General features: G+C 64.7%; 25 protein-coding genes and 1 riboswitch. Of the genes, 15 read left to right on the top strand and 10 right to left on the bottom strand.

The window, feature by feature from the left end; all coding sequences use genetic code 11:
- Positions 1-8: 8 nt before the first annotated feature.
- Together JOF28_RS11065 and JOF28_RS11060 are read right to left on the bottom strand one after the other, a co-directional pair.
- Positions 9-1,049 carry an ROK family protein gene (locus JOF28_RS11065; RefSeq protein ID WP_209705797.1) on the bottom strand — a complete coding sequence of 347 codons (1,041 nt, stop codon included), beginning with the start codon at positions 1,047-1,049 and terminating at the stop codon, positions 9-11.
- On the bottom strand, positions 1,046-1,945 hold the full coding sequence (locus JOF28_RS11060; RefSeq protein WP_209705796.1) for an SIS domain-containing protein: 900 nt from the start codon (positions 1,943-1,945) through the stop codon (positions 1,046-1,048). Before JOF28_RS11060 ends, JOF28_RS11065 begins: the two co-directional genes overlap by 4 nt.
- Before the next feature lie 293 nt (positions 1,946-2,238).
- Here JOF28_RS11060 and JOF28_RS11055 point away from each other — a divergent pair, with 293 nt between their 5' ends.
- From JOF28_RS11055 to JOF28_RS11035, 5 genes are read left to right on the top strand one after another with little or no spacing between them, the layout of a single operon-like run.
- Positions 2,239-3,486 carry an extracellular solute-binding protein gene (locus JOF28_RS11055; RefSeq protein ID WP_209705795.1) on the top strand — a complete coding sequence of 416 codons (1,248 nt, stop codon included), beginning with the start codon at positions 2,239-2,241 and terminating at the stop codon, positions 3,484-3,486.
- Between the two features lie 51 nt (positions 3,487-3,537).
- Positions 3,538-4,521, top strand: a complete 984-nt coding sequence (locus JOF28_RS11050) for a carbohydrate ABC transporter permease (protein WP_209705794.1) — start codon at positions 3,538-3,540, stop codon at positions 4,519-4,521.
- Positions 4,522-4,524: 3 nt separating this feature from the next.
- On the top strand, positions 4,525-5,454 hold the full coding sequence (locus JOF28_RS14565) for a carbohydrate ABC transporter permease (RefSeq protein WP_342452155.1): 930 nt from the start codon (positions 4,525-4,527) through the stop codon (positions 5,452-5,454).
- A 46-nt stretch (positions 5,455-5,500) separates the two neighbouring features.
- Positions 5,501-6,580 (top strand): LLM class flavin-dependent oxidoreductase, encoded by a 1,080-nt coding sequence (locus JOF28_RS11040; RefSeq protein WP_209705793.1) that lies wholly within the window; start codon positions 5,501-5,503, stop codon positions 6,578-6,580.
- A gap of 9 nt (positions 6,581-6,589) precedes the next feature.
- On the top strand, positions 6,590-6,802 hold the full coding sequence (locus JOF28_RS11035; RefSeq protein WP_209705792.1) for a DUF1653 domain-containing protein: 213 nt from the start codon (positions 6,590-6,592) through the stop codon (positions 6,800-6,802).
- 2 nt (positions 6,803-6,804) lie between these two features.
- On the opposite strand, the gene JOF28_RS11030 is transcribed toward JOF28_RS11035, so the two are convergent.
- The 3 genes from JOF28_RS11030 to nagB form a co-directional block, all read right to left on the bottom strand.
- On the bottom strand, positions 6,805-7,839 hold the full coding sequence (locus JOF28_RS11030; RefSeq protein ID WP_209705791.1) for an ABC transporter substrate-binding protein: 1,035 nt from the start codon (positions 7,837-7,839) through the stop codon (positions 6,805-6,807).
- Between the two features lie 231 nt (positions 7,840-8,070).
- Positions 8,071-9,285, bottom strand: coding sequence for an NADP-dependent isocitrate dehydrogenase (locus JOF28_RS11025; protein WP_209705790.1), 1,215 nt, complete (start codon positions 9,283-9,285; stop codon positions 8,071-8,073).
- 237 nt (positions 9,286-9,522) lie between these two features.
- Positions 9,523-10,302, bottom strand: a complete 780-nt coding sequence (gene nagB, locus JOF28_RS11020; protein ID WP_209705789.1) for a glucosamine-6-phosphate deaminase — start codon at positions 10,300-10,302, stop codon at positions 9,523-9,525.
- 261 nt (positions 10,303-10,563) lie between these two features.
- Between nagB and JOF28_RS11015 the strand changes: the two genes are divergently transcribed.
- The 7 genes from JOF28_RS11015 to JOF28_RS10985 all read left to right on the top strand — a co-directional run bounded on the left by JOF28_RS11015 (position 10,564) and on the right by JOF28_RS10985 (position 16,438).
- Positions 10,564-11,643, top strand: coding sequence for an ABC transporter ATP-binding protein (locus JOF28_RS11015; RefSeq protein WP_209705788.1), 1,080 nt, complete (start codon positions 10,564-10,566; stop codon positions 11,641-11,643).
- A gap of 112 nt (positions 11,644-11,755) precedes the next feature.
- Positions 11,756-12,664, top strand: a complete 909-nt coding sequence (locus JOF28_RS11010; RefSeq protein WP_245189941.1) for an ROK family protein — start codon at positions 11,756-11,758, stop codon at positions 12,662-12,664.
- A 150-nt stretch (positions 12,665-12,814) separates the two neighbouring features.
- Positions 12,815-13,267, top strand: coding sequence for a GNAT family N-acetyltransferase (locus JOF28_RS11005; RefSeq protein WP_209705787.1), 453 nt, complete (start codon positions 12,815-12,817; stop codon positions 13,265-13,267).
- A gap of 3 nt (positions 13,268-13,270) precedes the next feature.
- Positions 13,271-14,176 carry an EamA family transporter RarD gene (gene rarD, locus JOF28_RS11000; protein ID WP_209705786.1) on the top strand — a complete coding sequence of 302 codons (906 nt, stop codon included), beginning with the start codon at positions 13,271-13,273 and terminating at the stop codon, positions 14,174-14,176.
- A gap of 181 nt (positions 14,177-14,357) precedes the next feature.
- Entirely contained in the window at positions 14,358-14,624 is a 267-nt protein-coding gene (locus JOF28_RS10995; protein WP_209707046.1) for a metal-sensitive transcriptional regulator, read from the top strand.
- A 9-nt stretch (positions 14,625-14,633) separates the two neighbouring features.
- Positions 14,634-15,692 (top strand): LCP family protein, encoded by a 1,059-nt coding sequence (locus tag JOF28_RS10990; RefSeq protein ID WP_209705785.1) that lies wholly within the window; start codon positions 14,634-14,636, stop codon positions 15,690-15,692.
- Between the two features lie 209 nt (positions 15,693-15,901).
- Positions 15,902-16,438 carry a chlorite dismutase family protein gene (locus JOF28_RS10985; protein ID WP_209705784.1) on the top strand — a complete coding sequence of 179 codons (537 nt, stop codon included), beginning with the start codon at positions 15,902-15,904 and terminating at the stop codon, positions 16,436-16,438.
- Positions 16,439-16,547: 109 nt separating this feature from the next.
- Here JOF28_RS10985 and ccsB read toward each other — a convergent pair whose 3' ends face one another.
- A complete protein-coding gene (ccsB, locus tag JOF28_RS10980) occupies positions 16,548-17,492 on the bottom strand; it encodes a c-type cytochrome biogenesis protein CcsB (RefSeq protein WP_209707044.1) in 945 nt (314 codons plus the stop codon).
- A gap of 261 nt (positions 17,493-17,753) precedes the next feature.
- Here ccsB and JOF28_RS10975 point away from each other — a divergent pair, with 261 nt between their 5' ends.
- The 3 genes from JOF28_RS10975 to JOF28_RS10965 all read left to right on the top strand — a co-directional run bounded on the left by JOF28_RS10975 (position 17,754) and on the right by JOF28_RS10965 (position 22,032).
- Positions 17,754-18,995 (top strand): cation:proton antiporter, encoded by a 1,242-nt coding sequence (locus JOF28_RS10975; protein ID WP_209705783.1) that lies wholly within the window; start codon positions 17,754-17,756, stop codon positions 18,993-18,995.
- Positions 18,996-19,186: 191 nt separating this feature from the next.
- Positions 19,187-20,131, top strand: coding sequence for an oxygenase MpaB family protein (locus JOF28_RS10970; RefSeq protein WP_342452154.1), 945 nt, complete (start codon positions 19,187-19,189; stop codon positions 20,129-20,131).
- Positions 20,128-22,032: a glycerophosphodiester phosphodiesterase family protein gene (locus JOF28_RS10965; RefSeq protein ID WP_209705782.1), complete on the top strand. Its 1,905-nt coding sequence runs from the start codon at positions 20,128-20,130 to the stop codon at positions 22,030-22,032. The genes JOF28_RS10970 and JOF28_RS10965 overlap by 4 nt, the downstream gene beginning before the upstream one ends.
- 48 nt (positions 22,033-22,080) lie before the next feature.
- Here the strand turns inward: JOF28_RS10965 and JOF28_RS10960 are convergent, their stop codons facing one another.
- The 4 genes from JOF28_RS10960 to glyA form a co-directional block, all read right to left on the bottom strand.
- On the bottom strand, positions 22,081-22,791 hold the full coding sequence (locus JOF28_RS10960) for a VTT domain-containing protein (RefSeq protein WP_209705781.1): 711 nt from the start codon (positions 22,789-22,791) through the stop codon (positions 22,081-22,083).
- Between the two features lie 93 nt (positions 22,792-22,884).
- Entirely contained in the window at positions 22,885-23,607 is a 723-nt protein-coding gene (locus tag JOF28_RS10955; protein WP_209705780.1) for a hypothetical protein, read from the bottom strand.
- Between the two features lie 312 nt (positions 23,608-23,919).
- Positions 23,920-24,816, bottom strand: a complete 897-nt coding sequence (locus JOF28_RS10950) for a bifunctional methylenetetrahydrofolate dehydrogenase/methenyltetrahydrofolate cyclohydrolase (RefSeq protein ID WP_209705779.1) — start codon at positions 24,814-24,816, stop codon at positions 23,920-23,922.
- A 5-nt stretch (positions 24,817-24,821) separates the two neighbouring features.
- A complete protein-coding gene (gene glyA / locus JOF28_RS10945) occupies positions 24,822-26,105 on the bottom strand; it encodes a serine hydroxymethyltransferase (RefSeq protein ID WP_209705778.1) in 1,284 nt (427 codons plus the stop codon).
- A 17-nt stretch (positions 26,106-26,122) separates the two neighbouring features.
- Positions 26,123-26,205: riboswitch (ZMP/ZTP riboswitch) on the bottom strand.
- Positions 26,206-26,228 lie beyond the last annotated feature (23 nt).

The raw sequence follows: 26,228 nt of genomic DNA, 5'->3' as shown, positions 1-26,228 counted from the left end.
ACAGCCTCCTAGGCTTCGTCAGAACTAAATGGTGTGCCCGCGGCTGCGTTCGCGGCCGCTTCGTTGGCCTCGGCGAGCGCCCGCGCGAACAGGACGGCGCCGATGAGCCCAGCGTCGCCGCCGAGCTGGGCGGTCAAAATCTCGGGCCGGCGGTGAAACGACAGGCGCGCTTCGAGCCGCTCGCGCAGTGGCCGCACGAGAGCATCGCCGGCCAGGCTCAGCCCGCCAGCCAGCACAATCGCATCGGGCGCAATCACGGCCGTGATCTGCGCGAATGCGAGCGCCAGCGCGTCAAGCGCTTCCTCCCACACTGCGCGGGCATCAACGTCACCCGCGTCGGCGAGCGTCAAAATATCGCGCACCCGATCGGGAGTGGCCCGGCCGTCGCCCGAGGCAAGTACCCGGTCGCGGTAGCGCCTGGCGATCGCGCCGCCCGACGCAATGGTTTCGAGGCAGCCGCGCCCACCGCATGGGCATTGCGGCCCATCGGCGACGGGCGAGTGCCCGATCTCGCCGGCGAACCCACCCGCGAGGTAGGGTGCCCCGTCGATGATGACGGTGCCGGCGATCCCCGTGCCCAGCACGACGACGACCGCGTTGCGCACATTGCGCGCGCTGCCGAATTTCAGCTCGGCCGAGCTAGCCGAGTGAATGTCGTGGTGAAACGCCACCGGAATCCCGAGCGCCTGCTCAGCGAGCGCCCTGATCGGGGCGTCTTTCCAACCGAGGTTCGAGGCGAAGACGCCCACCCCACGGTCGGAATCCACGATCCCGGGCACCACGATGGACGCCGCAACGGGCGTCACATCGGGGTGCGCGCGGGTGAGCTCGAGCTGCAGTTCACGCAGCTGCGCGATGATCTGCGGCGCGGCGCCCAGGTTGCCGTTGGCCCCCGGGGTGAGCGGGTTCAGTCGCTCAACCGGGGTCGCCGAACGACCGAACCCGCGCACCTCACCGCGTTCGTCGATGAGGGCCGATTTGATGTCGGTGCCCCCCACGTCGAACGCGATGACGGAGCGACCGGGGCCGACGTTCGGCAGGCTGATCACGGCTCAAGGATGACGGAGCGCGTCAGGTTACGAGGCTGATCCGGATCGAGGCCGAGGCGCAGCGCGCGCTCGAGCGAGACGCGCTGTGCGCGCACGAGATCGGCGAGCGGATCAAGCTCGCTGGCTTCGAAGTGGGCGCCGGTGCGGGCGACCTGCTCGGCGAGGCCCTCGGGCGCTTCGCCGAAGCGCCAGGTGACGCGGCCGGGGGCGGCGATCGCGATGGGGCCGTGACGGTACTCCATGGCGGGGTACGACTCGGTCCACGCCTGTGCGGCCTCGCGCATCTTCAGCGCGGCCTCGTGAGCGAGGCCCACGGTCCAGCCGCGGCCAAGGAAGCTGACCTGCTCGGCCGTCAGCAGTTCTTCGGGGAGCTCTTCGGTGACGGCCTTGGCGGCGTCAGCGATGGCGCGCGACAGGTCTTCGCCGAGCGACGCACGGAACAGTGCGAGCGCGGTGGTTGCGAAGCGGGTCTGCACCACCGACTGCTCGTCAGCGAAGGGCAGCAGGATGGCCTCGTCGACCATGCCGGGCAGCGGTGACTCGGGGTCACCGATGACGCCGACGGTCTTGACCTTGCCACGCAGGCGCTCAACGATCTCGAGCACCTCGCTCGTGGTGCCCGAGCGCGTGAGTGCGACGACCGAGTCGTAGCCGCGGTCGACAAACGACTCTGAAGCGGCGAATGCGTCGGTGATGCCCTGGCCGGTCGACTCACGCAGGTATGCGTACGACTGCGCCATAAACCATGAGGTGCCGCAGCCGATCACGGCGACGCGTTCACCGCGTGCCGGGAGCTGTGCGTGAGCGTCGCGCATCTGCGCAACCTGTGCCCAGGTGTCGGGCTGTGAAGCGATCTCCTCAGCCATGTATGCCCCGGGCTGTCGTGCCTGCGTCATTGGTCCCTGCCTTCGCGTTCGAAAGTGTTGATTAGAAATGATTGTGCCACACTACTTTCAATCATTCCAATGATGTTTGTTTCAGATATGCATCACTTTCGTGTCTGTTTGGGGATATTTGGCCACATCCGAGTAACAAATTGCACAATCGGCTTGACGATGATGCAATTTAGCTCGATAGCTGGAGCATTCGGCACCTCAGCAGACGAGGTTTTGTTGGACTCGACCTACACATCGATTTTGCACCGATGCAAACGCTCAGTTATATGAGTGAACCAAAGTGAGGAAATTCAATGAAGAAATCCATCAAGCTCGGCTCTGTCGCCATCGCGGCGGCCGCGGCGCTCGCCCTAACCTCATGCGGTTTTAGCGGCGGATCAGGCAGTTCAGATGCCTCTTCAGGTTCGAGCACCCTCAACCTGCTCGTTCCCAGCTACTCAGACAACACCCAAAAGCTGTGGAACGACGTCATCGCCGGCTTCGAAGAGGCCAACCCCGATATCAAGGTCAACCTCGAGGTGCAGTCGTGGGACAACCTCGAATCGGTGATCGCGACCAAGGTTTCGGGCAACCAGGCTCCCGACATCTACAACGGTGGCCCATTCGTGGGCTTCGCCGCAGATGACCTGCTCTACAAGTCGTCAGAGGTCACCTCGCCCGACACCCTCTCAGACTTCCAGGAGTCGTTCCTCGAGAACGAGACCTACGAGGGCGACGCGTACGCTCTGCCGTGGATCGCTTCGGCGCGCGCGCTGTTCGTCAACAACGACCTGCTCAAGCAGGCGGGCGTCGACGAGGCCCCCAAGAATTGGGACGAACTGCTCGACACCGCCACGAAGGTCTCGAAGCTTGGCGGCGGCGTTGCCGGTTACGGCATGCCCCTCGGCTCAGAAGAGGCGCAGGCTGAAGCAGCCATCTGGCTGTGGGGCGGCGGCGGATCCTTCGGCGATGCCGAAAAGATCACCGTTGATACCCCCGAAAACCTCGTGGGTGCCGAGCAGATCAAGAAGATGATCGATGCGGGCGCTACCCAGGCTGATCCGGGTTCCACGCAGCGTTCACCGCTCATGGAGATCTTCGTGCAGGGCAAGATCGGCATGCAGGTGGGCCTGCCGCCGACCGTCGGCCAGATCGCCGAGAACAACCCCGATCTCGACTACTCGATCACTCCCATCCCCACCAAGGATGGCTCGGCCATGACCGTTGGCGTTGCCGACCAGCTGATGGCGTTCAAGAACGACGGCTCGAAGCAGGAAGCGATCACGAAGTTCTTCGACTACGTCTTCGCCGCTGACACGTACGTGCCGTGGGTTTCGGCCGAGGGCTTCCTGCCCACCACGAAGAGTGGCGCCGAAGCACTTGCCGATGATGAGGCCCTCAAGCCCTTCCTCGACGTGCTCCCCGATGCTCAGTTCTTCCCGAGCACCAACCCCAACTGGTCAGCCACCGACTCGGCGTTTAAGGCGCTCTTCGGCCAGCTGCAGAAGAAGTCGGCGGCCGATGTGCTGACCGAGATTCAGACGCAGGCTGACGAGGGTTAAGCACCCGTTTCACGCAGTACGCAATAGCCAGGAACCAGGATCGGAAGAGACATGACCCTCACCACCGACTCCTCTCCTGCCTCGGGCGGGGCGGCCAATGGCCGCTCCGCCCGAGGCGGTGGGGAAACGCACACACCAATTAGCCGCAAGAACTCTGGCGGGCGCGACCTGTTACAGGCGCTCCCCTGGATCGGCCCCGCGCTGATCTTGATCTTCGGTGTCGTGTTTTTCCCCGCCGGCCTGATGTTCTTCAACTCGACGCGAGACATCTCGCAGTCGGGCATCGATAAGGGCTCGGTCGGTTTCGATAACTACGCCACGGTGTTTGGCTTTGCCGAGTTCTGGCCGATTCTGCTGCGCACCATCATCTGGGTGATCGTCGTCGTCACGTTCACCGTCGCGCTGTCGCTCGTCGTCGCGCAGGTGCTCAACAAGGCCTTCCCCGGCCGCAAGCTCGTGCGCCTCGCGGTCATCGTGCCGTGGGCCGCCTCGGTCGTTATGACCACCATGGTGTTCTACTACGGCCTCGAACCGTACTTCGGCATCATCAACAAATTCTTGGTCGATGTTGGGCTCATCGATACCCCCGAGGGCTTTGGCTGGACCCGCAACGCCGATACCGCGTTCGCCTGGTCAATGGCCATCGCCGTGTTCGTATCGCTCCCCTTTACGACCTACACGATCCTCGCCGGGCTCCAGGCGATTCCCGGCGACACCCTCGAAGCGGCGCGCGTCGACGGTGCGGGCCCGGCCCACACCTACTTCGCGGTGGTGCTGCCGCAGCTGCGCAGCGCACTCGCGGTCGCGATTTTGATCAACATCATCAACGTGTTCAACTCGCTGCCCATCTTGCGCATCATGACCGGATCCATCCCCGGGTACAGCGCAGACACGATCATGACCATGATCTTTAAATACATGCAGGATCAGCACAAGGTCGATGTCGCGAGCGCGCTGTCGGTCATCGGCTTCCTCATCGTCATGGTCATCGTTGCCATCTATGTCAAGGCCGTCAAGCCCATGAAGGAGGTCTAGACCGTGGCCATTCTTACGCCCGGGCGACCTGCCCCCACCGCCGACTCCACCACCGCGATCGTCGTGCCCGCGGGCCGCGCACGCCGCCGCGCCTCGTACGGCGGCGCCTCACGCGGCCGCATTGCACTGCGCATGCTCGCCGGCCTTGTGGTGCTCGTCGTGTTCATCTTGCCGTACACGATCATGTTCTTCGGAGCGGTGAAGTCGAAGCCCGAAATTCGCTCGGTCGACCCCACCTACTTCCCCACCGAATGGCGGTGGGAGAACTTCGTCACGATGTGGGCGACGCCCGAGACACCGCTGCTGCAGAACATGATCTCCACGGTCGTGATCTCGGTGTTTGCGACGCTGCTCGTGCTGCTCGTGGCGCTTCCCGCCGCGTACTACACTGCCCGCTTCCGCTTTCCCGGCCGCATGGTGTTTCTCTTCTTGGTGATCGTCACCCAGATGCTGCAGCCCGCGGTGCTCACCTCGGGCCTGTTTCGCCAGTTCGTGACGATGGGCATCTCAGACACGTGGCTCGCGATGATTTTGGTGAACGCGGCGTTCAACCTGTCATTCGCGGTATGGATCATGCACTCGTTCTTCGCGGGGATTCCCAAGGAGGTTGATGAGGCCGCCCAGATCGATGGTGCGGGTCGCCTCACCGTACTGTTCAAGATCAACCTGCCCCTCGTGTGGCCTGGCATCGTCACCGCCGTCGTGTTCACGTTTGTGGCCTGCTGGAACGAGTTCGCCGCGTCCCTCGTCATCCTGTCGACCGCGGGCAACCAGCCCATGTCGGTTGCGCTCACGAAGTTCGTGGGCCAGTACGAAACCAGCTGGCAGTACGTCTTCGCGGTCTCGCTCGTTGCGATCTTGCCCGTGGTGATCTTGTTCATGCTCATCGAGAAGCGTCTCGTGAGCGGGCTCACCGCTGGCAGCGTGAAGTAACGGCACTGTCAGGAATACCCGACCGCCGCCGGTCGTTGACCCTGGCATGACCGAAACTACACCCGCGCAGCACAGCGCCCCCGCCAAACGTGTCGAGAACGTCTCGCTCGGCCTCGACACGTTTGGCGACGTCACTCTCACCCTCGACGGTGAGCGCGTCTCGCACGCGCAGGTGATTCGTGACGTTGTCGAGCAGGCGGTGCTCGCCGACAGCCTCGGCGTCGACGCCATCACCCTGGGTGAGCACCACCGCGACGACTTTGCGCTGAGCTCACCCGAGATCGCGCTCGCGGCGATTGCGGGCCGCACCGAACGCATTCTGCTCGGCACCGGCGTCACCGTACTCTCAAGCGACGACCCCGTGCGCGTGTACGAGCGCTTTGCCACCCTCGACGCGGTCAGCAATGGCCGCGCCGAGGTGATTTTGGGCCGCGGCTCATTCACCGAGTCGTTTCCCCTCTTTGGCTTCAACATGAGCGACTACGACGCCCTGTTCTCTGAGAAGCTCGAACTGTTCGCGCAGCTGCGCAGTGAGGGCCCCGTCACCTGGTCGGGCACGATGCGCAGCCCGCTCGTCGACCAGGAGGTTTTCCCGAAGACCGAGCAGCCCAACGGCGTCAACGCCTGGATCGGAGTGGGCGGTAGCCCGCACTCGGTGCTGCGCACCGTGCAGGTGGGCATTCCGATGATGCTCGCGATCATCGGCGGCGACCCCGCCCGCTTCGCGCCGTTCGCGAATCTCTACCGCGAAGCCCAGCAGGAGTTGGGCCGTGAGGCGATGCCGCTCGGCGTGCACTCCCCCGGTCACGTCGCTGCGACCGATGCCGAGGCCCGCGAGCAGCTCTGGCCGCACTTCGAACGCAACCGCAACCGCATTGGCGCCGAGCGCGGCTGGCCCCGCACCACCCGCGCCGAGTTCGAGCAAGAGGCCGATGCCGGTTCGCTCTACGTCGGCTCCCCCGAGACCGTCGCCGCGAAGATCGCGCACACCGTTCGACTGCTCGACGCCGACCGCTTCGATCTGAAGTACGCGAACGGCACCATGCCGCACGCGATGCTGATGGAGAGCGTGGGCCTCTTTGGCAGCGAAGTGATCCCCCGGGTGCGCGCGCTGCTGGCCGAGTAAGCTGCTGGCATGAGCGAGGTTGAACCAGGCATCTACGAACACTTCAAGGGCGCACGCTATGAGGTGATCGGCACGGGGCGTCACTCTGAAACAGAGGAGGCCCAGGTGTTCTACCGCAAGCTCTACGACGATTACAGCTTTTGGGTGCGCCCGCTCGACATGTTCGCGGAGCATGTCGAGCGGGAGGGCTACAGCGGGCCCAGGTTTCGCCGCATCGCGTAGCCTTACGGCCGCGGCAGACCCGCCGGGTTCACCAGCGACTCAGCTACGGCTTCGTCTGACAGATCCCAGCGGTCGAGGGCGTCGGCGTACTCGCCGCTGGCGATAATCGAGTTGAGCACAATCGCAACGGGCTCGATCAACCCGTTGCCCTTGGCGGTGGTGACCCCGATCTGCGCGTTCTCGGGGAAGCCGCCGTTGAGGGTGCCGACCACCTTCGATTCGCCGGTCACCGCGGCGTTGAAGGCGGCAGTGGGGTTCGGCCCAAAGATCGCGTCTGCCCGGCCGGCGACGAGCGCGAGCTGCCCCGCCGCGTTGTCTTCGTAATACACCGGTTCGCCCGCGGGGAGGCCGTTGGCTTCGTTTTGCGCGAACCAGTCGAGCAAGATCTTTTCTTGATTCGTGCCGCTACCCACGACCACTTTCAAGCCCGCGACATCTTTCGCCTCGGCAATGGCGTCGATGTCACTGTCTGCCTTCACCGAGAACGCGAGCACGTCGTTGCGATGCGTCGCGAAATCAAACAGGTCCTTACGCTCCTCAGTGACCGTCACGTTCGAGATCACCACGTCGTACTTGCCAGATTCGACGCCAAGGGGCCAGTCAGCCCAGGCCACCACCTCTGGGGCGTACTCGAGCCCCAGGCCGTCGGCGACGAGCTGGGCGATATCGGGTTCGACACCGAGCAGTGTTTGGTTGTCGTCCTCTGCCAGAAAGCCGAGCGGTGGAACTGAGGCCGATCCCGCGACGGTGAGCTTGCCCGCGGTGACGGGTGCGAACCCGCTCGCTTTCAACGCCGCGACCGCTTCAGGCACCGGATCAATGCGGGGCCTCCCGGCAGCGTTGGCCGAGGTGAGATCGAAGGGCGATGCGCCCGCGAATGCTTCGGCGCCCGGGGCAACGGCGCTCGCGCGGTCTTCGCCGGGCGCAGCCGCGCTGCATCCCGTCAGCCCGGTCAGAGCGATCAGGGCGGTGAGCGCGGCGGTACCCCAAATGGCGGTGAGGTGTGCGGGGCGGTGTGTGGTCAGAGTGGCAGGCATGAGTGGATCCTTTGCGTCGAGAGAGGTCAACCACCCTGAACACCAATCTTAGCTATTCGTTATGGGAGGCATTGTGCTAGGTTATGTCGACGTGCGGGGATCGCGCCATCATTGTGACGGAAGATGACCGTCATACAACGCAAAATAACCGCCGCGCAACACAAAACGACCGGCACCCCCGAAGGGACACCGGCCGTTTGTGTGTAACCAGCTGCTGACGCAGCGGCGAGATTAACCCAGGCGCGCTGCCAGGTTCTCGTCGATCGACGCGAGGAACTCCTCGGTCGTCTGGTAGCCCTGCTCGGGGCCGACCAGCAGTGCGAGGTCCTTGGTCATCTTGCCCGACTCAACGGTCTTGATGACGACGTCCTCGAGGGTGTGCGAGAACTCGATGAGCTCGGCGTTGTTGTCCAACTTGCCACGGTGAGCCAGGCCACGGGTCCACGCGAAGATCGACGCGATCGGGTTCGTGGAGGTGGGCTTGCCCTGCTGGTGCTGGCGGTAGTGGCGCGTCACGGTACCGTGAGCGGCCTCTGCCTCAACGACCTTCCCGTCGGGAGTAGCCAGAACCGAGGTCATCAGACCCAGCGAGCCGAAGCCCTGTGCAACGGTGTCAGACTGAACGTCGCCGTCGTAGTTCTTGCAAGCCCAAACGTAGCCGCCCTCCCACTTCATGGCCGAAGCGACCATGTCGTCGATGAGGCGGTGCTCGTAGGTGATGCCCGCAGCTTCGAACTGGTCCTTGAACTCAGTGTCGAAGACCTCCTGGAAGATGTCCTTGAAGCGACCGTCGTAGGCCTTCAGGATCGTGTTCTTCGTCGAGAGGTACACGGGGTAGTTGCGTGACAGGCCGTAGTTCAGCGATGCGCGCGCGAAGTCAACGATCGAAGCGTCGAGGTTGTACTGCACCTGTGCAATGCCGTCACCGGGAGCCTGGAAGACCTCAAACTTCTGAGCCTCGCCACCGTCCTTCGGGGTGAACTCAACCGTGAGCGTGCCCTCGCCCGCGAAGCGGAAGTCGGTGGCGCGGTACTGGTCGCCGAATGCGTGGCGGCCAATGATGATCGGCTTGTTCCAGCCGGGCACCAGACGGGGAATGTTCGAGATGATGATCGGCTCGCGGAAGATCACGCCGCCGAGGATGTTGCGGATGGTGCCGTTGGGGCTGCGCCACATCTTCTTCAGGCCGAATTCTTCAACGCGTGCCTCATCGGGCGTGATCGTTGCGCACTTGACGCCAACGCCGTGCTTCTGAATCGCGTGTGCTGCGTCGATCGTGACCTGGTCATCGGTCGCGTCGCGGTGTTCCATACCCAGGTCGTAGTACTCGAGCGTCAAGTCGAGGTACGGGTGGATGAGGCGGTCCTTGATGAACTGCCAGATGATGCGAGTCATCTCGTCGCCGTCAAGTTCGACGACCGTTCCTTCAACCTTAATCTTCGCCAAAGCGTCTCCCAGTGTCGTATCGTGTGAGCTCGGGGGCGAACGGCGATGTTGCGTGCCGCACGCGCACTGCGAGCGGCAGCATGGCTACTGCTCTCAGAATGGCCCGAGTAAGGGCCATCGGCCATACTACCCGACTCCCATGAAATATCTCGACATCGAGATACCTGGGCGCGCGGGTGGGTCACGATCTGAGCGGCTTTTGCGGGGGTATGATCCGGATCCACCCCCGCCAGCAAGCTACGCCGTGATGGCCCCTCGATGCTGCTGCACGTGACGGTAGTAGTCGCCCAGCTGCAGCTTGGATGCCGCGGCCTCGTCGATAACGACGGTGGCGAAGCGGTGCAGTTGCAGCGCGCTCGCGGGGCACATGCTCGCGACCGGGCCCTCGATCATCGCGGCCACGGCGTCGGCCTTGCTCTCGCCCTGGGCGACGAGCAGCAGCTGCCCGGCGTCAAGAATGGTGCCGAGGCCCTGCGTGATGCAGTGCACGGGCACTTCTTCGATCGAGCCGAAGAAGCGGGCGTTATCCTCGCGGGTCTGCGGGGCGAGCGTCTTCATGCGGGTGCGTGACGCGAACGACGAGGCGGGCTCGTTGAACCCGATGTGGCCGTTGGCGCCGATGCCCAGCAGCTGAATATCGATGCCGCCCGCGGCCACGATCGCGCGCTCGTAATCATCGCCCGACGTCAGAATGTCGCTGATATGCCCGTTGGGCACGTGCACGCGCGCCGGGTCAAGACCCAGCTGCTTCGTTACGGTTTCGTCAATGACGTGATGGTAGCTCTCGGGGTGCGAGGGGGCGAGCCCGATGTATTCGTCAAGCGCGAAAGCGGTGACGTTCGACACATCGAGTTCACCTGCGCGCACCTGCGCGGCGAGCTCGCGGTAGATCCCCAGGGGTGAAGATCCGGTGGCGACGCCGATCACCGGCTGCGGCACCGCACGTATCGCCCAGGCCATGATCTGCGCTGCGCGCGCAGCAACGGCGGCTCCATCAGCAACAATGACGATCTCCATCTGACCTCCTGTGGTCGCACTCCCTGTGAGCTTCAGCTCGCAAGAATCGCGTCTAGCTCGGAAAATCCCATCCTAGGCGACGCGATCGTGCCGATTGACCGGGCGCATGCAGCCAGGTTCTGGCGCATCGCGAGATAGGCCACACTTTGTGGGCCAGAAATGCTACGCTAATCGGGTCCAACGACGGACACCGGGGGCGTCACAGCCGCCGGCTTCACAACGGATCGTCCGGCACGTACCTGCCGGTGGAGGAAAAGAAACATGGCTACTGTTTCGTTTAACAACATTTCGTGCGTCTACCCGGGTGCTGAGCGCCCCTCGGTAAATGAAGTCAACCTTGAGATCGGTGACGGCGAATTTCTCGTACTCGTTGGCCCCTCGGGTTGCGGCAAGTCAACGACGCTGCGCATGCTGGCCGGCCTCGAAGAGGTCACCTCGGGTCAGATCATGATCGGCGACCGCGACGTCACCCACATGCCGCCCAAGGATCGCGACATCGCGATGGTGTTTCAGAACTACGCGCTTTACCCCCACATGACCGTTGGTGAGAACATGGGCTTCGCGCTCAAGATCGCTGGCGTCAACAAGCAGGATCGCGCCGCCCGCGTACTCGAGGCCGCACGCATGCTCGACCTCGAGGAGTACCTCGACCGCAAGCCGAAGGCCCTCTCGGGTGGCCAGCGTCAGCGTGTGGCCATGGGCCGCGCCATCGTGCGTTCGCCCCAGGCCTTCTTGATGGATGAGCCCCTCTCAAACCTCGACGCCAAGCTGCGCGTGCAGACGCGCACGCAGATCGCGTCGCTGCAGCGTCGCCTCGGCGTCACGACCGTCTACGTCACGCACGACCAGACCGAGGCGCTCACCATGGGTGACCGCATCGCCGTGCTGAAGGCTGGCGAACTGCAGCAGGTGGGCACGCCCCGCGAGCTGTACGAAACCCCCGCCAACGACTTCGTTGCCGGCTTCATCGGCTCACCCGCCATGAACCTGTTCCCCGCCACGCTCTCAGAGCAGGGCGTGCAGTTCGGTTCGGTGCTCGCCCCCGTCGACGCTGGTGTGCGCGTGCAGGCCACGTCGAACGCCGTCACCGCTGGCGTGCGCCCCGAGGATCTCACCCTCGCCACCAACGGTGAGGCTGGCCTCGAGGTCATCGTTGACCTCGTCGAAGAGCTCGGCGCAGATGGATACCTCTACGGCCACAGCGCCGGCCCCGAGGCGTTCGAGGTTGTGGCCCGCGTTGACGGCCGCGTGCACCCGCACGGCGGCGACCGGGTCACCCTGGTCCCCACGCTCAGCCGCATGCACGTCTTCGACAAGGGCACCGGCCAGCGCATCAGCTAGTTCACGCTGATGACGGGGGCGGGATCGCAGGCATTGCGCCAGCCCCGCCCCCGTCACAGGCATGCACCAGCGGCACCCCGCACACCACATCTTCCAAGAGGGCACGAGAAACATGACTGCGACGATGCGCATCGGTATGGATATCGGCGGCACCAAGGTTGAGGCGATCGCCCTCGACGACGACGGCAATATTGCCGGCCACACCCGCACGGTCACCGTGCCCGGCACCGACGGCATTTTGAACACCGCCGAAGGCATTGTCGCCGAGCTGGCCCGGCAGACGGGTCGCGCACCCGGCGACTTCGCCTCCATCGGCATCGGCATCCCCGGCCAGATCGACCGCGCCGAGGGCCTCGTGCGTCACGCCTACAACATTGGTATTGAATCGCTGCCCCTCGCGCAGCTGCTCAGCGAGCGCGTGGGCATTCCCGTCACCGTCGATAACGACGTGACGGCGGCCGCGATTGGCGCCGCACACCTCATGGGCCTCGACGGTTCGGTCGCCTACCTCAACCTGGGCACCGGTCTCGCGGCCGGCTTCGTCATCGACGGCCACCCGCTGCGCGGCGCACAAGACGTCGCGGGCGAAATCGGGCACCTCGCCATTGACCACCTGGGGCGCCCCTGCCCCTGCGGCCAGTTCGGTTGCCTCGAAACCGTGGCGAGCGGCTCGGCACTGAAGCGATTCTGGCCGGGCGCCGGCGAGCACCCCGGCCCCAGCCTGCTGCCCGCAATCGCCGCCGGCGACGCTGAGGCGCAGGCCGCATTCGATAACCTCGTGCGCGGCGCGGCCAACAGCGTGCGTCTCATCGTGCTCACACTCGACCCCACCACGATCGTCATCGGCGGCGGTCTGCGTCAGATCGGCGCCCCGCTCTTCGACGCGATCGCCCGCCAGCTCGACGAATGGTCTGCGCAGTCGCCGTTCCTTGCCCCGCTCGGCCTGTCGGCCCGGGTGCAGTATCTCGACAACGACTCCCCCGCGGCGGCAACCGGGGCCGCCCTCGCAGCCATTCGCTAGCTGTCTCCGAACCGGTCCGATGCTGCCCTGGCAGTATTGGACCGGTTTTTGCGCCCGAATGTATACCTCAAGACGTCACGTCACGTCATTTCAACCAAATACCGGCGCGTACCCCCTTGCGGGAATCGCGTGGCACGCTAGCCTGGGAACATGAGCGCCCTGAGACTGGAAGAACTGTCCGCTGCCACCATCGTGGCCGTCAATACCCTGGGGCTGAAGCCTGGCCAGGAGCAGTTCATCACGCCGGTTTCATACGCGGCCGCCGCGGCTGTCACGCCGGCTCACACCGCATGGCAGCGCGTGGTGCTTTCAGACGATCGAGTCGTGGGATTCATTCACGGCAACTTTGATCCCGGTGCCACGCACGAAGAGTTTCGTGCGGCCCTGTGGCGCATCAACGTTGACGCCGATGCACAGGGCAAGGGCGTGGGCACGTTCGCAGTGAGCGCGCTGATCGACGAGGCCCGCAAGCGCAGCGTTGAGCGCCTCACCGTGCTCTGGGAGCGCGGCGAAGACGGCCCCGAAGAATTCTTCTTGCACATTGGTTTTGTGCCCGTCGGTGAAACGCCATACGGCGAGGTCATCGGCGCGATCGCGCTCTAGGGAATGTCCCGCGCGCTCGGTCAAGATGCGCGCGGCACGCTCGCATCGATTGGCTCTTCAGTCGCCTTCGGCGGCATCTACTTTCTGACCCCGCTGCTGTCGCCCGCGCCCGCAGAGTCGATCTGGGCCGTGCGCAACATCATCACGATCCCCATCATCGCGCTCGCGCTGGTGATGGCCCGGCAGTGGCACCTCTTTGGTGACGTTGCGCGCCTCATGCGCCGCAAACCCTGGGTTATTTTGGGTGTGCTCGTGTGCGGCGCGATTATTGCCGCGCAGCTGTGGGTGTTCGCCTGGGCACCGCTCAACGGCCAGGGGCTGCAGGTGGCGCTCGGCTACTTCTTGCTGCCCCTCGTGCTCGTGCTCGTGGGCCGGTTCGCGTTCAAAGACAAGCTCGCCTGGTGGCAGTGGGCCGCCGCGGCGGTCGCGGCAGCCGGCGTCGCCTTCGAGATTGTGCGTGTGGGCGAGATCTCGTGGGAGACCCTGCTCGTCGCCATTGGCTACCCCATCTACTTCACGCTGCGCCGCGTCATTGGCACCGGCCACCTCGGCGGCATGCTGTGGGAGTTCATCGTGCTGATTCCCCTCGCCGTCGTGCTGCTGGTGTTTGAGCTCTCGAGCGGCACGGCCCTCGCCGTCAACCCGGCGCTCGCCTGGTCGGTGCCGGTGTACTCGGCCTGCGCCGCTGGTGCCCTCGTGCTCTACATCATGGCGTCACGCCTGCTCACCATGAGCGTGTTTGGGCTGCTCAGTTACCTCGAGCCGGCGCTGCTGATGATCGCGGCACTGCTCATCGGCGAGCGCATCATCGACTTGGAGTGGGGCATCTACCTGGCCGTGTGGGTGGCAGTGTTCACCATTTTGGGCGGCGGGATCTCGCAGATGGTGCGCGCCCGCCGGCCACGGTAGGGTGCTGTCCATGAGCGAAGTAACACCGGGAGCCGGGTCCTGCTGCGGCGGCGCGGCACCTGCCGCAGCGCAGCCTGCGGTCACGGCGACGTCAGCAACAGACGCAGCGACCGTCGAAACGGCAGCGGCCCAGGGATCCGGGTCGAAGGAATCGAGCGGCACCCACCAGACCCACGGCTATATCGAACACAAAGAGGATCTGCTGAAGCGGCTGCGGCGTGCCGAGGGGCAGGTGCGCGGCGTGCACCGGATGGTCGATGAAGATGCCTACTGCATCGATATTTTGACCCAGGTTTCTGCCGCGACGAAGGCCCTCGAGCGGGTCGCCCTCGCGCTGCTTGACGATCATTTGCGGCACTGCGTCGCCTCGGCCGCGGCCGACGGCGGTGCTGAGGCCGCCGAGAAGCTCCACGAGGCCTCGCAGGCGATCGCACGACTTATGCGCTAGCATCCCGGTGTGTCCGACATTCACACCAATACCCAAGAGTTGCCCATCATTCCCGGTGAGGAACCCGCGCCGAAACGACGCCGCGGGCTACGCAGATTCCTCATCGTACTCGCCAGCATCATCGCGGTGCTCGCGATCATCGCGGGCGTGGTATTCGCGCTCATTGCGAGCTCGTTCGGCGACATTAAGCGCGTCAGCCTCGAGCAAGATCCGTCGCTGAAGCGCCCCACGTCATCGATCGGCACGAACATTTTGCTGCTCGGCTCAGACGCGACCGAGGCCACCGATGTGAGCTTGGAAGGTTCTGACCTCACGGGCAACCGCAGCGACTCGATCATGGTCGCCCAGATCGCCCCCAACGGCGGCAGCGTCACGGTGATGTCGATTATGCGTGACAACTGGGTCGAGATTCAGGGCCACGGCGAGGCCAAGATCAACGCGGCAATGTCGCTGGGCGGTCTACCCCTCGCGGTGAACACGGTCGAGAACTTCATCGGTGCACGCATCGACCACGTCGCCATGGTCGACTTCGAATCGTTTAAGGGTCTCACTGATGCCCTCGGCGGCGTCACGGTCACCAACGACCAGGCGTTCACCACGAGCGACGGGCAGTTCACCTTCGAGCCGGGCGACATCACGCTCTCGGGCGAGCAGGCCCTCGGCTTCGTGCGCGAACGCTACGCCTTCTCAGACGGTGACTACCAGCGCGCCCGCAACCAGCAGACCTACCTCAAGGGCCTCACCCGCGGCATCTTGAGCGCCGATACGCTCACCAGCCCCGGCAAGATCGTGTCGACGTTTGACGCGCTGAAGCCGTACCTCGTGCTCGACGACGGCTTCGACACCCCCACGCTCGTGAGCCTCGGCCTGCAGTCACGTAACGTGCGCGGTGACGACATCACCTTCTTCACCAGCCCCACGCTGGGCACCGGTACCTCACCCGACGGCCAGTCGATCGTGCTGCCCAACTGGGATGAGCTCGCACTGGTGCAGGAGGCCTTCGCCACGGGCACCCTCGATGAGTACGTGGTGAACGTGCAGCCCGGCGCCGAAGTGCCGCAGGGCTAATCACGCGCCAGCCGGGGCTGTGACGCACGAACCCGGCCGTGGGCTACAGCTGGTGCCTTAGCGCCCCAGCAGCCCGTTACACGATGCCCTCGGGCCGCTCACGCGGTTCGGGGGCATTCGTGTGCTTGGGCACCGCACCCCAGATGATATGTGCGCGAACAATGCTTCCCGCCTCTTGCGCCATTGCTTGGCGAGGGCCACCATGAAGCATGAGCGAAATCAATGAGGACTACGACACCGCCACCGAATCGACTTCGATCTACTCGATGGTCGCAACGTTTCGGGTGAGCTCCACGCATCCGCTGGTCGTCGACGGCCGCGACGTGCAGGGACTCGTGCAAGAACTCGAAGACGTCACCGAGCTACTCGACAATGAGCACGTCACGGTGCGCGGCTGGTATGACGTCAGTGGCTTGCACCACGACGCAGACCTGCTGGTTTGGCTGCACGGCGACACCGCCGAGGGGTTGCAGTGGGGCCTACGCGAGCTGCGCCGCAGCAATCTGCTGAGCCCGCTGATTCGGGTGTCGAGCTCGCTGGGGGTGCACGCCGACGGCGAGGCTCCCCTCGCCCTCGATGAGCAGCCCTACCAGTGGATCGCGGTTGCGCAGCGCGCGCCCCTTGATCTCGCGATCTTTGAGGCCGATGAGGTTGCCGATCTCGCGTCTCCCACCGCCGAGCTGCCCGTCGCCCCGCGCATTGGCCGGTTCATCGAACTCGTCGAGATCATCGAGGTGCTGCAGTAGCGGGCGCACTCCCCGCACACCAGAGGCGCGCCCCGTTCACCTGGGGCAACACCAACGCCCCGCATGCTCGGAATATCCGAGCATGCGGGGCGTTGGGCAGGGCAGCTGTTTACAGGCCTGAGTAGGCGTGCAGTCCCTTGAAGAATACGTTGACGATTGCGTAGTTGAAGATGATCGCGGCGTAGGCGATGATCGACAGCCAGGCCGAACGCGTGCCGCGCCAGCCACGGGTCGCACGCGCGTGAATAAACCCGGCGTACAGCACCCAGATCACGAAGGTCCAAACTTCCTTCGTGTCCCAGCCCCAGTAGCGGCTCCATGCGGCCTCGGCCCAGATGGATCCGGCGATGAGGGTGAATGTCCAGAACACAAAGCCAATAATGGCGATGCGGTACGACAGGTCTTCGAGGCGCACCGCGTTGGGCAGGCTCGCCATGTAGTTCGCGGCACCGGGCTCGCCGCTCGCGATGCGGGCTTCGCGCTTGGCCTGTATCAGCTGCACGATCGACAGCCCGAACGACAGCGTCAAGAACGCCACCGCCAGCACCGCCACGAGAATGTGGATGACCAGCCAGTACGAATCCAAGGCCGGCGGCAGCGGCACAATGGCCACGTAGAAGTTGAGCTTCGTAACACCGAGGAACAAGATCGTCATGCCCGTGACGAGGGCGCCCAAGAAGCGCAGGTCTACGACGAACTGCACGACCAAGAAGACCAGCACCACCGCGCACGTCGCGGTCAGCGCGAACTCGTACATGTTGGCCCAGGGCACACGCTCGGCGCCGATACCGCGCAGCACCGTGGCGGCGAGGTGGAAGAGGAAGCCGAGCACCGTGAGGGAGAACCCGATCCGGATCGCACGCGAACGGCGCTTCTTCACCGGGGCGGCAGGCGCCGCAGCGGCACGCTCAAGCGTCGCCGTCGTACCTCCGCCGTTGCCGGCAGCAGCAAGCTTCGCGGCCGCGGGGGCAGCATTCTCGCGCAGCGCAACGTCACCGCTGCGGTTTGCGAGGTCTACAACGTAGAACACGAAGGCAATGGAATACACGATCATCGCCGAATACAGGGCGATCGTTGAGAACTGTTCTAACTCGGTCAGCACAATTCCCCAGAATAGCCTTCCCCGCCAGAAACTGCCTGGGAACAGGGGCAACGACCGCAGCCCGCACCCCCGCGTTTGGCGCCACCGTTACGCCAGCAACCCCCATACCCAGTTCGTCGACACGGCAACCTCCGGCGTCGCACACACCGCAGACTCCGCACCAGCGGGCCCCGGGTGTCAGTACGATGAGCATTATCAACCCGAGAGGACCGCGTGAACAACACCGAGCTCACGACCCTGCTGGTGCCACTGGCGGCTGTCATCGCACCGATCCTTGCCGCGCTCATCAGCCGGGTGCTGGTGATTCCGCTCGTGGTCTTCGAGATCGCGCTCGGCATGGCCATCGGCCCCTCGGGGCTGGGCTGGGTATCTGACAGCGCCACCCTCGATGTGTTGTCACAGTTTGGCCTTGCCGCGCTGTTCTTCATGGCTGGCAACGAGATTGACCCCGGCATCTTGCGTGGCCGCGCGGCGGGTAAGGCCCTGGGCTGGTGGGGCGTTTCTGCGGTGCTCGCGCTGGCCGCCGGGTTCGCCATCGCCGGCAGGCTGGGCGAAGACACCGAGGCCGCCATCATCATCGCGGTCGCGCTCACGGGCACCGCGCTCGGCACCATCATGCCGATGCTGCGCGATGCGGGCCTAACCCGCACGCCGCTGGGCCAGGTCATCAGCGTCACCGGAGCGATCGGTGAATTCGCCCCGCTCGTTGCCATCTCGGTGTTTCTCAGCGGCAGGCAGCCCCTCGCGGGCACGCTCGTGCTCGTGATCTTTCTCGCCCTCGCTGCGGTGGCGTTCTGGGCCGCGCGCCGCGGCCCGCACCATTGGCTGAAGCGCATGGTGTCGCTGACGCTGCACACGAGTGGGCAGTTTGCGGTGCGGTTCGTGCTGCTTTTGTTGGCCGCGCTCGTTTCGCTCGCGATCGCCCTCGGAGTGGATTTCTTGCTCGGCGCCTTCACCGCCGGCATGCTGGCGCGCGCGGTGCTGCAGGGCGGAGACCCCGAGGAGATGCGGGTGATCGAGGCGAAGCTCGATTCGGTGGTCTTTGGGTTCTTGGTGCCCATTTTCTTTGTTTCTACGGGCATCACCTTTCCGCTCACCGCACTGCTGGGCGAGCCTGAAACGCTCATCTTGCTGCCCCTCATGGCGGCGCTGATGCTGGTGGTGCGCGGGGTGCCTGGCTGGTTTGTGGCCGCGAAGGGCACCAATGCGAGCGACCGTCGCACCGTCGCACTCTTTTCGGCGACCACACTCCCCCTCGTCATCGCGGTGACCGCGATTGGCACCGATCACGGCATTCTCGATGAGACCCTCGCCGCCGCGATGGTCGGGGCGGCGATGCTCACCGTCATGCTGCTGCCGATGCTCGCTCTGGTGGGGCGCTCGCGCGGCACATCACAGGCCGCGGCACCCGAGGCCCCGGCCGGGCAACCGTATACCCCGTCAGTGCACGAGTAGCCGGGCACCCGCCACCCCAGATTTCACGCTTCAGGCTATTATTGGGCAACATCCAAACTTGCCTGGCGCCGTGATCATCCGAGCCGGGCTCGCATGATCAAGGGGGACTTGCGATGGCTACTGCCGACGGACCGCACACTCACGCTTCAGCGGCTGGGGGTGCCGCCAGCACGCTCGCCGCGGGATGCCCCGTGACTCACAGCGGGTCAGGGCCAGCTGCAGGGCCAGCTGCCATTTCGGGCGCGGGCGCTACTGCTGCGGGCTCAACTTCCATGGGCTCCGGATCAAGCGACGCTTCCCGCGCTGATGCCGGCGTTGATGTCGGCTATTTCGGGCCCGACAGCATCAGCTGGCGCTTATTCTCAGACCCCGCCTCAAAACTGGGAGGGGTGGCGGCGCTGTTGTTACAGTCGCTGAACCCCATGATGATGCGCGTATTTGAGGGCAGCAGCAGTTACGCCACTGACGTTGAGGGTCGCGGCGAGCGCACCGGCCGATACATCGACACCACCGTGTTTGGTGATCGCGCCCACGCCGATGCTGCGGGCGAGGCCGTGCAGCGACTGCACGCCGCGAGCACCTGGGTGGATCCCCGCACCGGCGAAGAGCTGCGCGCCGATAACCAAGAGTGGCTCGCATGGACCCACAACTGCATCGTTTATGGCGTGCTGCGCGCGGCCGACGCTTTTGGCCCGTTGCTCACCCTCGCCGAGCAAAACAGGTTCATCGTTGAGCAGCACACGGCGGCCCGGCTCGTGGGCATCACCGAACCGTCGTTTCTGCCGGGTGACCGTGCGAGGCTCGACGCGTACATCGATGACAACAAACAGTGGATGGCACTGACACTGCCCGCGGCGGAGATCTCACGCAATCTGCGCAAACCCGCACTATCGGGCAACCCCGTCAAAGTGTGGGTCGGCGTCAACATTCAAGACGGCATTCTTTCACTGCTGCCCGACTGGGCGCTGCTGCTGTTTGGGATCGATGGTCGCCCCATGAACCTGCGCGCCGCGGCAAAGGTCACCCGCCGCTTCATCGCTGCCTCGCGCACGGGCAAGACATCGCAGGACCTCATTACCGAGGTCACCGAGCGGGTGCAGACGCACCCGTATAGCAAGCTGCGCCGCAAGCGATGAACCCCCAAACGATGGATCGGCCGGGCGTCTGGCGCGAGTATCGTGCTCTCCTATCTCAGGGTTGGGGCATGGTGCGCGCGGGCGGGGCGCGTCTCGCCGGGCTGATCTTGGTCTCGCAGGCCCTGATCTTGGTTGTTGCGCTGCCGGTCATCTCGTGGCTGTTTCGTGAGGCGCTGCGCGCCGGTGGCATGCACGGGCTCGACATGAGCAGTTTCAGTTCGGCCACCGGCATCCCCTTCACGCTCGCGTTGATCGCCGTCATTGTGATCGTCGCATTTTGGCTGCTGTCCATGCAGTTCACGTCGGTCGTGGTGTTGCTGCGCTGGCCCCACCTCACCCTGCGTGAGTTTGCTGGCGAGCTGGGTCGGGTGGCTCGCGAACTGCTGCGGCCGCGCTCGGCGTCACTCGTGCTGTACCTCTTCTTACTCGTACCCTTCACCGGTTTTGGGTTTGTCTCGGCGTTCACGCAGGGCATCGCGCTGCCGCCGTCGTTCGGTGCAGAGCTCACCAAGAGCTCCACCGGCATCGTCGTGCTCGCGGTGTTCTCCCTCACACTGGTGGTGCTTAATATTCGTTGGGCGCTCACTGTTCCCATCTTCGTGCTCACCTCTGGCGGCCGCTCGGCCAGGTCAAGTTGGCGGTTGACCCGTGGGCTGCGCACCCAGGCTTCACTCGTGTGCGCGGTGGTGACCGTGCTCGCGGTGGCCGCCGTGGCCGCGACGGCCCTCATATTTGTGGCGGTGCTGCCCACCGCGCTCACTGATGCGGTCGCGCCGGCAATGTCGCACGTGGTCGCCGCGTACTCCCTCGGGGTCGCGCAGGTCGCAGGTTTCCTGCTGACCGGATTGGTGACCGCATTCATCGCGGCAATTTTGATGGCCCGCGTGGCACGTTCGGCCGCCCAGCTGCCCACCGGGGTGACGTTGGCGACGCGTGAGCCCCAGCCGCTGGGGCACGAAGCACCCCGAGACGCACCCGCAGCAGCGCTCTCCCCTCCCCCTGCGCGCGCCACCTCACCGTCACCGGCTGGCAGCCGGGCGATCAACTGGGGTGTGGCGGCGGGAGCCATCGTCATGGCGCTCATCTTGGGGTCGGCGAGTATGGGCACCCTTGCTCAGCTCACAGAGCAGCCCAGCACCCTCGTGCTCGGGCATCGCGGGTTCAGTGAGGGCGGCGTCGAGAACACGATTGCGGGTCTCGAAGCCGCGGCCACGGCGGGCGCCGACCTGGTGGAAATGGACGTCATGCAGACGCGGGATGGTGAGTTTGTCGCGATGCACGATGCAACGCTTGACCGGCTCGCTGATCGCAGCGATGCGGTGAAAGATCTCACCCTTGATGAGCTCACCGGCATCACCGTGCACGATATGCATGGCCACCAGGCACCCATTCCCAGTTTCGCCGACTACGTCACCCGGGCGCTCGAAATCGAGATGCCACTGCTCATCGAGATCAAGCTCAGCGGCGCAGAGACCCCCGACCATGTCGACCGGCTCGTCACTGAGCTCGAATCGCTGGGCGCTCTCGAATCAAATATCTATCACTCGCTTGACCCTGCCAGCGTCGCTAGGTTAAAGACGCTGCGCCCCAACCTGTCGGTGGGCTACACCATGCCCGTGGCGGGCGGAGGTATTCCGAATACCCCAGCCGACTTCATCGTGGTTGAGCAGTGGACGGCCACTCAAGAGTTGCAGGATGAGGCGTGGGATGCCGGCCTCGGGTTCATGGCGTGGACGGTCAACGACGAACCGGGTATTCGCGAACATCTGCGCCGCGACAGCGACGGCATCGTCTCAGATCGCCCCGATCTCGGGCTGCAGGCGCGCACCGAGATGCAGCGGGAAACCGGCCTCGCGAGCCTGCTCTTTGACACGCTCAGCCGCTTCATCACGGTCGTATGAAAAGGGTGGCGCGCCGACCTCTCGTCAGCACGCCACCCCTTCAGCACGTTATTCGGCGTCGGCCACGTCTCCAGCCATGCCTGCAGCTTCGGCCTTGCGCTTCGCGCGCCAGCTGAGGAATGCACGCCACAGCTCGAAGAGGATCGGCACACCGGGGATCAGCACGAGCACGATAATGAAGATCTCGCTGTACTCGCGCACAAACTCGATCTGCCCGAGGAAGAAGCCCAGCAGGGTGACACCGACCGCCCACAGCAGGGCACCGATCGCGTTGTAAGCGGCAAAGTGGCGGCGGCTCATGTTGCCGATGCCGGCTGCGGCCGGCACAAAGGCACGAAACACGGGCAGGAAGCGGGCGATGATGATCGCCTTGGGGCCGTGCTTTTCAAAGAAAACGTGCGTGCGCTCAACGTTCTCGGGGTTGAAGAACTTGCTCTTCTCTTTTTTGAAGATGGCCGGGCCGAGCTTGCGCCCGATCGTGAAGCCCAGCTGATCACCGGCAAAGGCGAAGCAGAACAGCAGCACGCAGGTGATCCAGATCGGCACGTCAATGATGCCGGTCGCGGTAAACAGGCCCACCGTGAACAGCAGGGAGTCACCGGGCAAGAACGCGAGCACGAGCACGCCGGTTTCAAGGAACACGAACGCGCACGCGAGGATCAGTGCGGCCCAGCCACCGGCCCTCAACAGCGTTTCGGGGTCGAGCCAGTCGATACCGAGCAGGGCGGGGAGCGCAGAAATCACAGCGTATGCAGTCACGAGTTCACGTTACCAGCGGGCATCTGCGAACGGGGCGAGAACTCGCAGCTGCCCGCGACCGCCGCTGCCTGTGATGCTACGTACGGGCACGCCCTATCTGAGCGCAGGTATGACTCGCCCCATCAGCGTCTGCCCGGTGAACGCCGCTGAGGTGTAGACGTGCGGCCCGACAAACGCGAATCGTACGGGGCCTTCGCCGCCGCCCCACCCCACGCCGTCTACCATGAGCTCGAACGAAGGCACGCCGTGTTCCGCTGACTCGACATAGTCCGAAGCACGCAACGCTGCCAAGAACTGTTCGCGGGCTTCGTCTGGGATCGTGGCCACGGTGAAGTACAAAAAGCCGTCTGACTGGGGAATCACCCACACACAACTACGCGCGTCAGTTGCGGCAGAGAAGGCGGCAGTCGCCGCGGGGCCATAGGCGCCATGGGTGATCACTCGCGCGGCATCGTTGGACTGTTCGGAGAACTGAACGGTATCGACCTCCAGCTCTGCGCGGGCCTGGTCGATCGGCAACAGCTCTTCGCAGCTGCCCAGCCCCGCGGTGGCAGCAGCGGCTTCGGCTGCTCGTGCATCAGCCGCTTTCTGAGCAGCCGCGGCTTCCTTCTCCGCTTTTGCGGTCGCGGTCTTCGCGGCATCTTCGGCCTCTTGCTGCGCGGCAGCCTCGGCCCGCTCAATCTCAGCCGCTTGCATGCGGGTCAGCTCGTCGACCTCAGCTTTGCGCTGCACATCGCTCGACGATTTCTCGGCCGGCGCTTCAACCGCGACGGGTTTTTCCGACTGCGAGCTCGCGCCGCAACCCACCGTTGTCACTGCGCACCCTGCGACCAGTAACAGACTGAACATTACTCGGCTTCGTTGCTGCCGCAGGTTTCGCATAATCTTCCGATCATTTGTGATGGCCCACGCCTCACGCACGCTATTGATTGGCGGGAGGCTTCCTCTGGCTAGGCTATGACTTCCCACCGGTGGGAGCAAGCTGACCCCGCCACCACTCAACGCCGCGCCATTCATCTCTGCCCACCGACCACCGCAGCCAAAACCACACAGGCCCCTGGCCACCACTCAGAAGTGATGACCAGGGGCCTGTGTGCGGCACCGGGTGATCCGGAGCCAGTTGCTTCGTTACGCCTGAGCGCGCTCAGCCATCTCAACCACGTTCTTGAGCAGCAGTGCGCGGGTCATCGGACCGACCCCACCCGGATTGGGTGAGATCCACGATGCGACGTTTGCGACGGCGGGATCGACGTCACCCACGACGCGGCTCTTGCCGGTCTCGGGATCAGTTTTGCGCGAGACGCCCACGTCGAGCACGATCGCGCCCGGCTTCACGTCTTCTGCCCGCACGATGCCTTCGACACCAGCGGCGGCCACGATCACGTCGGCCCGACGCAGTTCAGCGCCGAGATCCTTCGTGCCCGTGTGGGTGAGCGTCACGGTTGCGTTGTACTCGCGGCGCGTGAGCAGCGGCCCGATCGGACGGCCCACGGTTACCCCGCGACCCACCACGACCACGTGCTTGCCAGCCCACGACAGACCGTTGCGCTCAACGAGCTCGATCACACCGCGCGGCGTGCACGGCAGCGGCGAGGTGATCTCGGTGTTGGCGTTGAGCACGAGGCGCCCGAGGTTAGTCGGGTGCAGCCCATCGGCATCCTTATTGGGATCGATGCACTCGAGAATGCGATCGGTGTCGATGTGTTTGGGCAGCGGTAGCTGCACGATGTAACCGGTGCACTCGGGGTTCGCGTTGAGCTCGGCAATGACGACCTCAAGTTCCTCCTGGGTGACCGTCTCGGGCAGCTCGCGCTTGAGCGACGAAATACCCACCTCGGCGCAGTCGCGGTGCTTGCCCGCGACGTACCACTGCGACCCGGGGTCTGCGCCCACGAGCACAGTGGCGAGCCCGGGCACAACGCCCTGCGCGGCGAGCGCGGCTACACGCTCGGTGAGCTCAGCTTTGATGGCGGCCGCAGCGGCGGTGCCATCAAGCTTCTGAGCGGTCTGCTGAGAATCAGTCACGTGGGTTACCACTGCTCCAGGCCGGGGTAGAGGGGGAATGCGTCGGCAAGCGCGGTAACGCGAGCCTTCAGCGCCTCAAGGTCGCCCGTCTGCTGCAGCGTGAGCGCGATGATGTCGGCAACCTCAGCGAACTCTACGTCGCCGAAGCCACGGGTCGCGAGTGCGGGGGTACCGATGCGCAGGCCGCTGGTAACCATCGGCGGGCGGGGGTCGAAGGGAACCGAGTTGCGGTTCACCGTGATGCCCACGTTGTGCAGCGCGTCTTCGGCCTGCTGGCCGTCGAGTGACGAGTGGCGCAGATCGGCGAGCACGAGGTGCACGTCGGTGCCGCCGGTGAGCACGTCAACGCCGGCAGCCTTCGAGGCCTCGGTCGTGAGCGCGGCAGCGAGCAGCTTCGAGCCTGAGAGGGTGCGCACCTGGCGATCCTTGAACTCGTCGGTGGCGGCGAGCTTGAACGCGGTTGCCTTGGCAGCGATGACATGCATTAGCGGGCCGCCCTGCTGGCCGGGGAACACGTTCGAGTTGATCTTCTTGTAGAGCTCAAGGTCGTTCGTGAGGATGAAGCCCGAGCGGGGGCCGCCGATGGTCTTGTGCACGGTCGACGAAACAACGTGTGCGTGGGGCACCGGGTTGGGGTACAGGCCCGCGGCAACGAGGCCAGCGAAGTGAGCCATGTCTACCCACAGGGTGGCGCCCACTTCGTCGGCAATCGCGCGGAATGCGGCGAAGTCGAGCGTGCGGGGGTATGCCGACCAGCCAGCGATGATGACCTTGGGCTTGGTCTCGAGTGCCTTCTGGCGCACAACGTCCATGTCGACGAGGAACGTCTCGGGGTCAACGCCGTACGAGGCGACGTTGTAGAGCTTGCCCGAGAAGTTCAGCTTCATGCCGTGGGTGAGGTGGCCACCGTGTGACAGCTCGAGGCCGAGGATGGTGTCGCCGGGCTCAGCGATTGCCGAGAGCACTGCGGCGTTGGCCGAGGCGCCCGAGTGGGGCTGCACGTTGGCGTATGCGGCGCCGAAGAGCGACTTTGCGCGGTCGCGTGCGAGATCCTCTGCAACGTCGACGAATTCGCAGCCACCGTAGTAGCGGCGGCCGGGGTAGCCCTCGGCGTACTTGTTGGTGAGCACCGAGCCCTGCGCTTCGAGGATCGCGCGCGGTACGAAGTTCTCGCTCGCAATCATCTCGAGCGTGTTGCGCTGACGGCCAAGCTCGTTCTTGAGAACTGCTGCGATCTCAGGATCGACAGTTTCGAGCGGCTCGTTAAAGAATTCTGACTGGGTTGACATAGATCTTCCTCCATGAATTTTGCGACCCAGGCGAGCGGCCTTGACTAAAGATGTCGTTCCCCGATGGTGGCCCATCTGCACGCCAGTCACGACGCTTCATAGCTTAGCAACTCTCGCCTTTAG

This window comes from Leucobacter exalbidus (genome assembly GCF_017834145.1).
Classification (GTDB): domain Bacteria; phylum Actinomycetota; class Actinomycetes; order Actinomycetales; family Microbacteriaceae; genus Leucobacter; species Leucobacter exalbidus.
The sequence above is the reverse complement of the archived record's forward strand: the minus strand, read 5'-3'. Positions and strand labels throughout refer to the sequence as shown.

Excerpts from the sequence above, each read along its gene's own strand:
- JOF28_RS11060 (WP_209705796.1), bottom strand. The coding sequence starts at position 1,945 with ATGACGCAGGCACGACAGCCCGGGGCATACATGGCTGAGGAGATCGCT.
- JOF28_RS11055 (WP_209705795.1), top strand. The coding sequence starts at position 2,239 with ATGAAGAAATCCATCAAGCTCGGCTCTGTCGCCATCGCGGCGGCCGCG.
- JOF28_RS11050 (WP_209705794.1), top strand. The coding sequence starts at position 3,538 with ATGACCCTCACCACCGACTCCTCTCCTGCCTCGGGCGGGGCGGCCAAT.
- JOF28_RS11040 (WP_209705793.1), top strand. The coding sequence starts at position 5,501 with ATGACCGAAACTACACCCGCGCAGCACAGCGCCCCCGCCAAACGTGTC.
- JOF28_RS11035 (WP_209705792.1), top strand. The coding sequence starts at position 6,590 with ATGAGCGAGGTTGAACCAGGCATCTACGAACACTTCAAGGGCGCACGC.
- JOF28_RS11030 (WP_209705791.1), bottom strand. The coding sequence starts at position 7,839 with ATGCCTGCCACTCTGACCACACACCGCCCCGCACACCTCACCGCCATT.
- nagB (WP_209705789.1), bottom strand. The coding sequence starts at position 10,302 with ATGGAGATCGTCATTGTTGCTGATGGAGCCGCCGTTGCTGCGCGCGCA.
- JOF28_RS11015 (WP_209705788.1), top strand. The coding sequence starts at position 10,564 with ATGGCTACTGTTTCGTTTAACAACATTTCGTGCGTCTACCCGGGTGCT.
- JOF28_RS11010 (WP_245189941.1), top strand. The coding sequence starts at position 11,756 with ATGACTGCGACGATGCGCATCGGTATGGATATCGGCGGCACCAAGGTT.
- JOF28_RS11005 (WP_209705787.1), top strand. The coding sequence starts at position 12,815 with ATGAGCGCCCTGAGACTGGAAGAACTGTCCGCTGCCACCATCGTGGCC.
- rarD (WP_209705786.1), top strand. The coding sequence starts at position 13,271 with ATGTCCCGCGCGCTCGGTCAAGATGCGCGCGGCACGCTCGCATCGATT.
- JOF28_RS10985 (WP_209705784.1), top strand. The coding sequence starts at position 15,902 with ATGAGCGAAATCAATGAGGACTACGACACCGCCACCGAATCGACTTCG.
- ccsB (WP_209707044.1), bottom strand. The coding sequence starts at position 17,492 with ATGATCGTGTATTCCATTGCCTTCGTGTTCTACGTTGTAGACCTCGCA.
- JOF28_RS10965 (WP_209705782.1), top strand. The coding sequence starts at position 20,128 with ATGAACCCCCAAACGATGGATCGGCCGGGCGTCTGGCGCGAGTATCGT.
- glyA (WP_209705778.1), bottom strand. The coding sequence starts at position 26,105 with ATGTCAACCCAGTCAGAATTCTTTAACGAGCCGCTCGAAACTGTCGAT.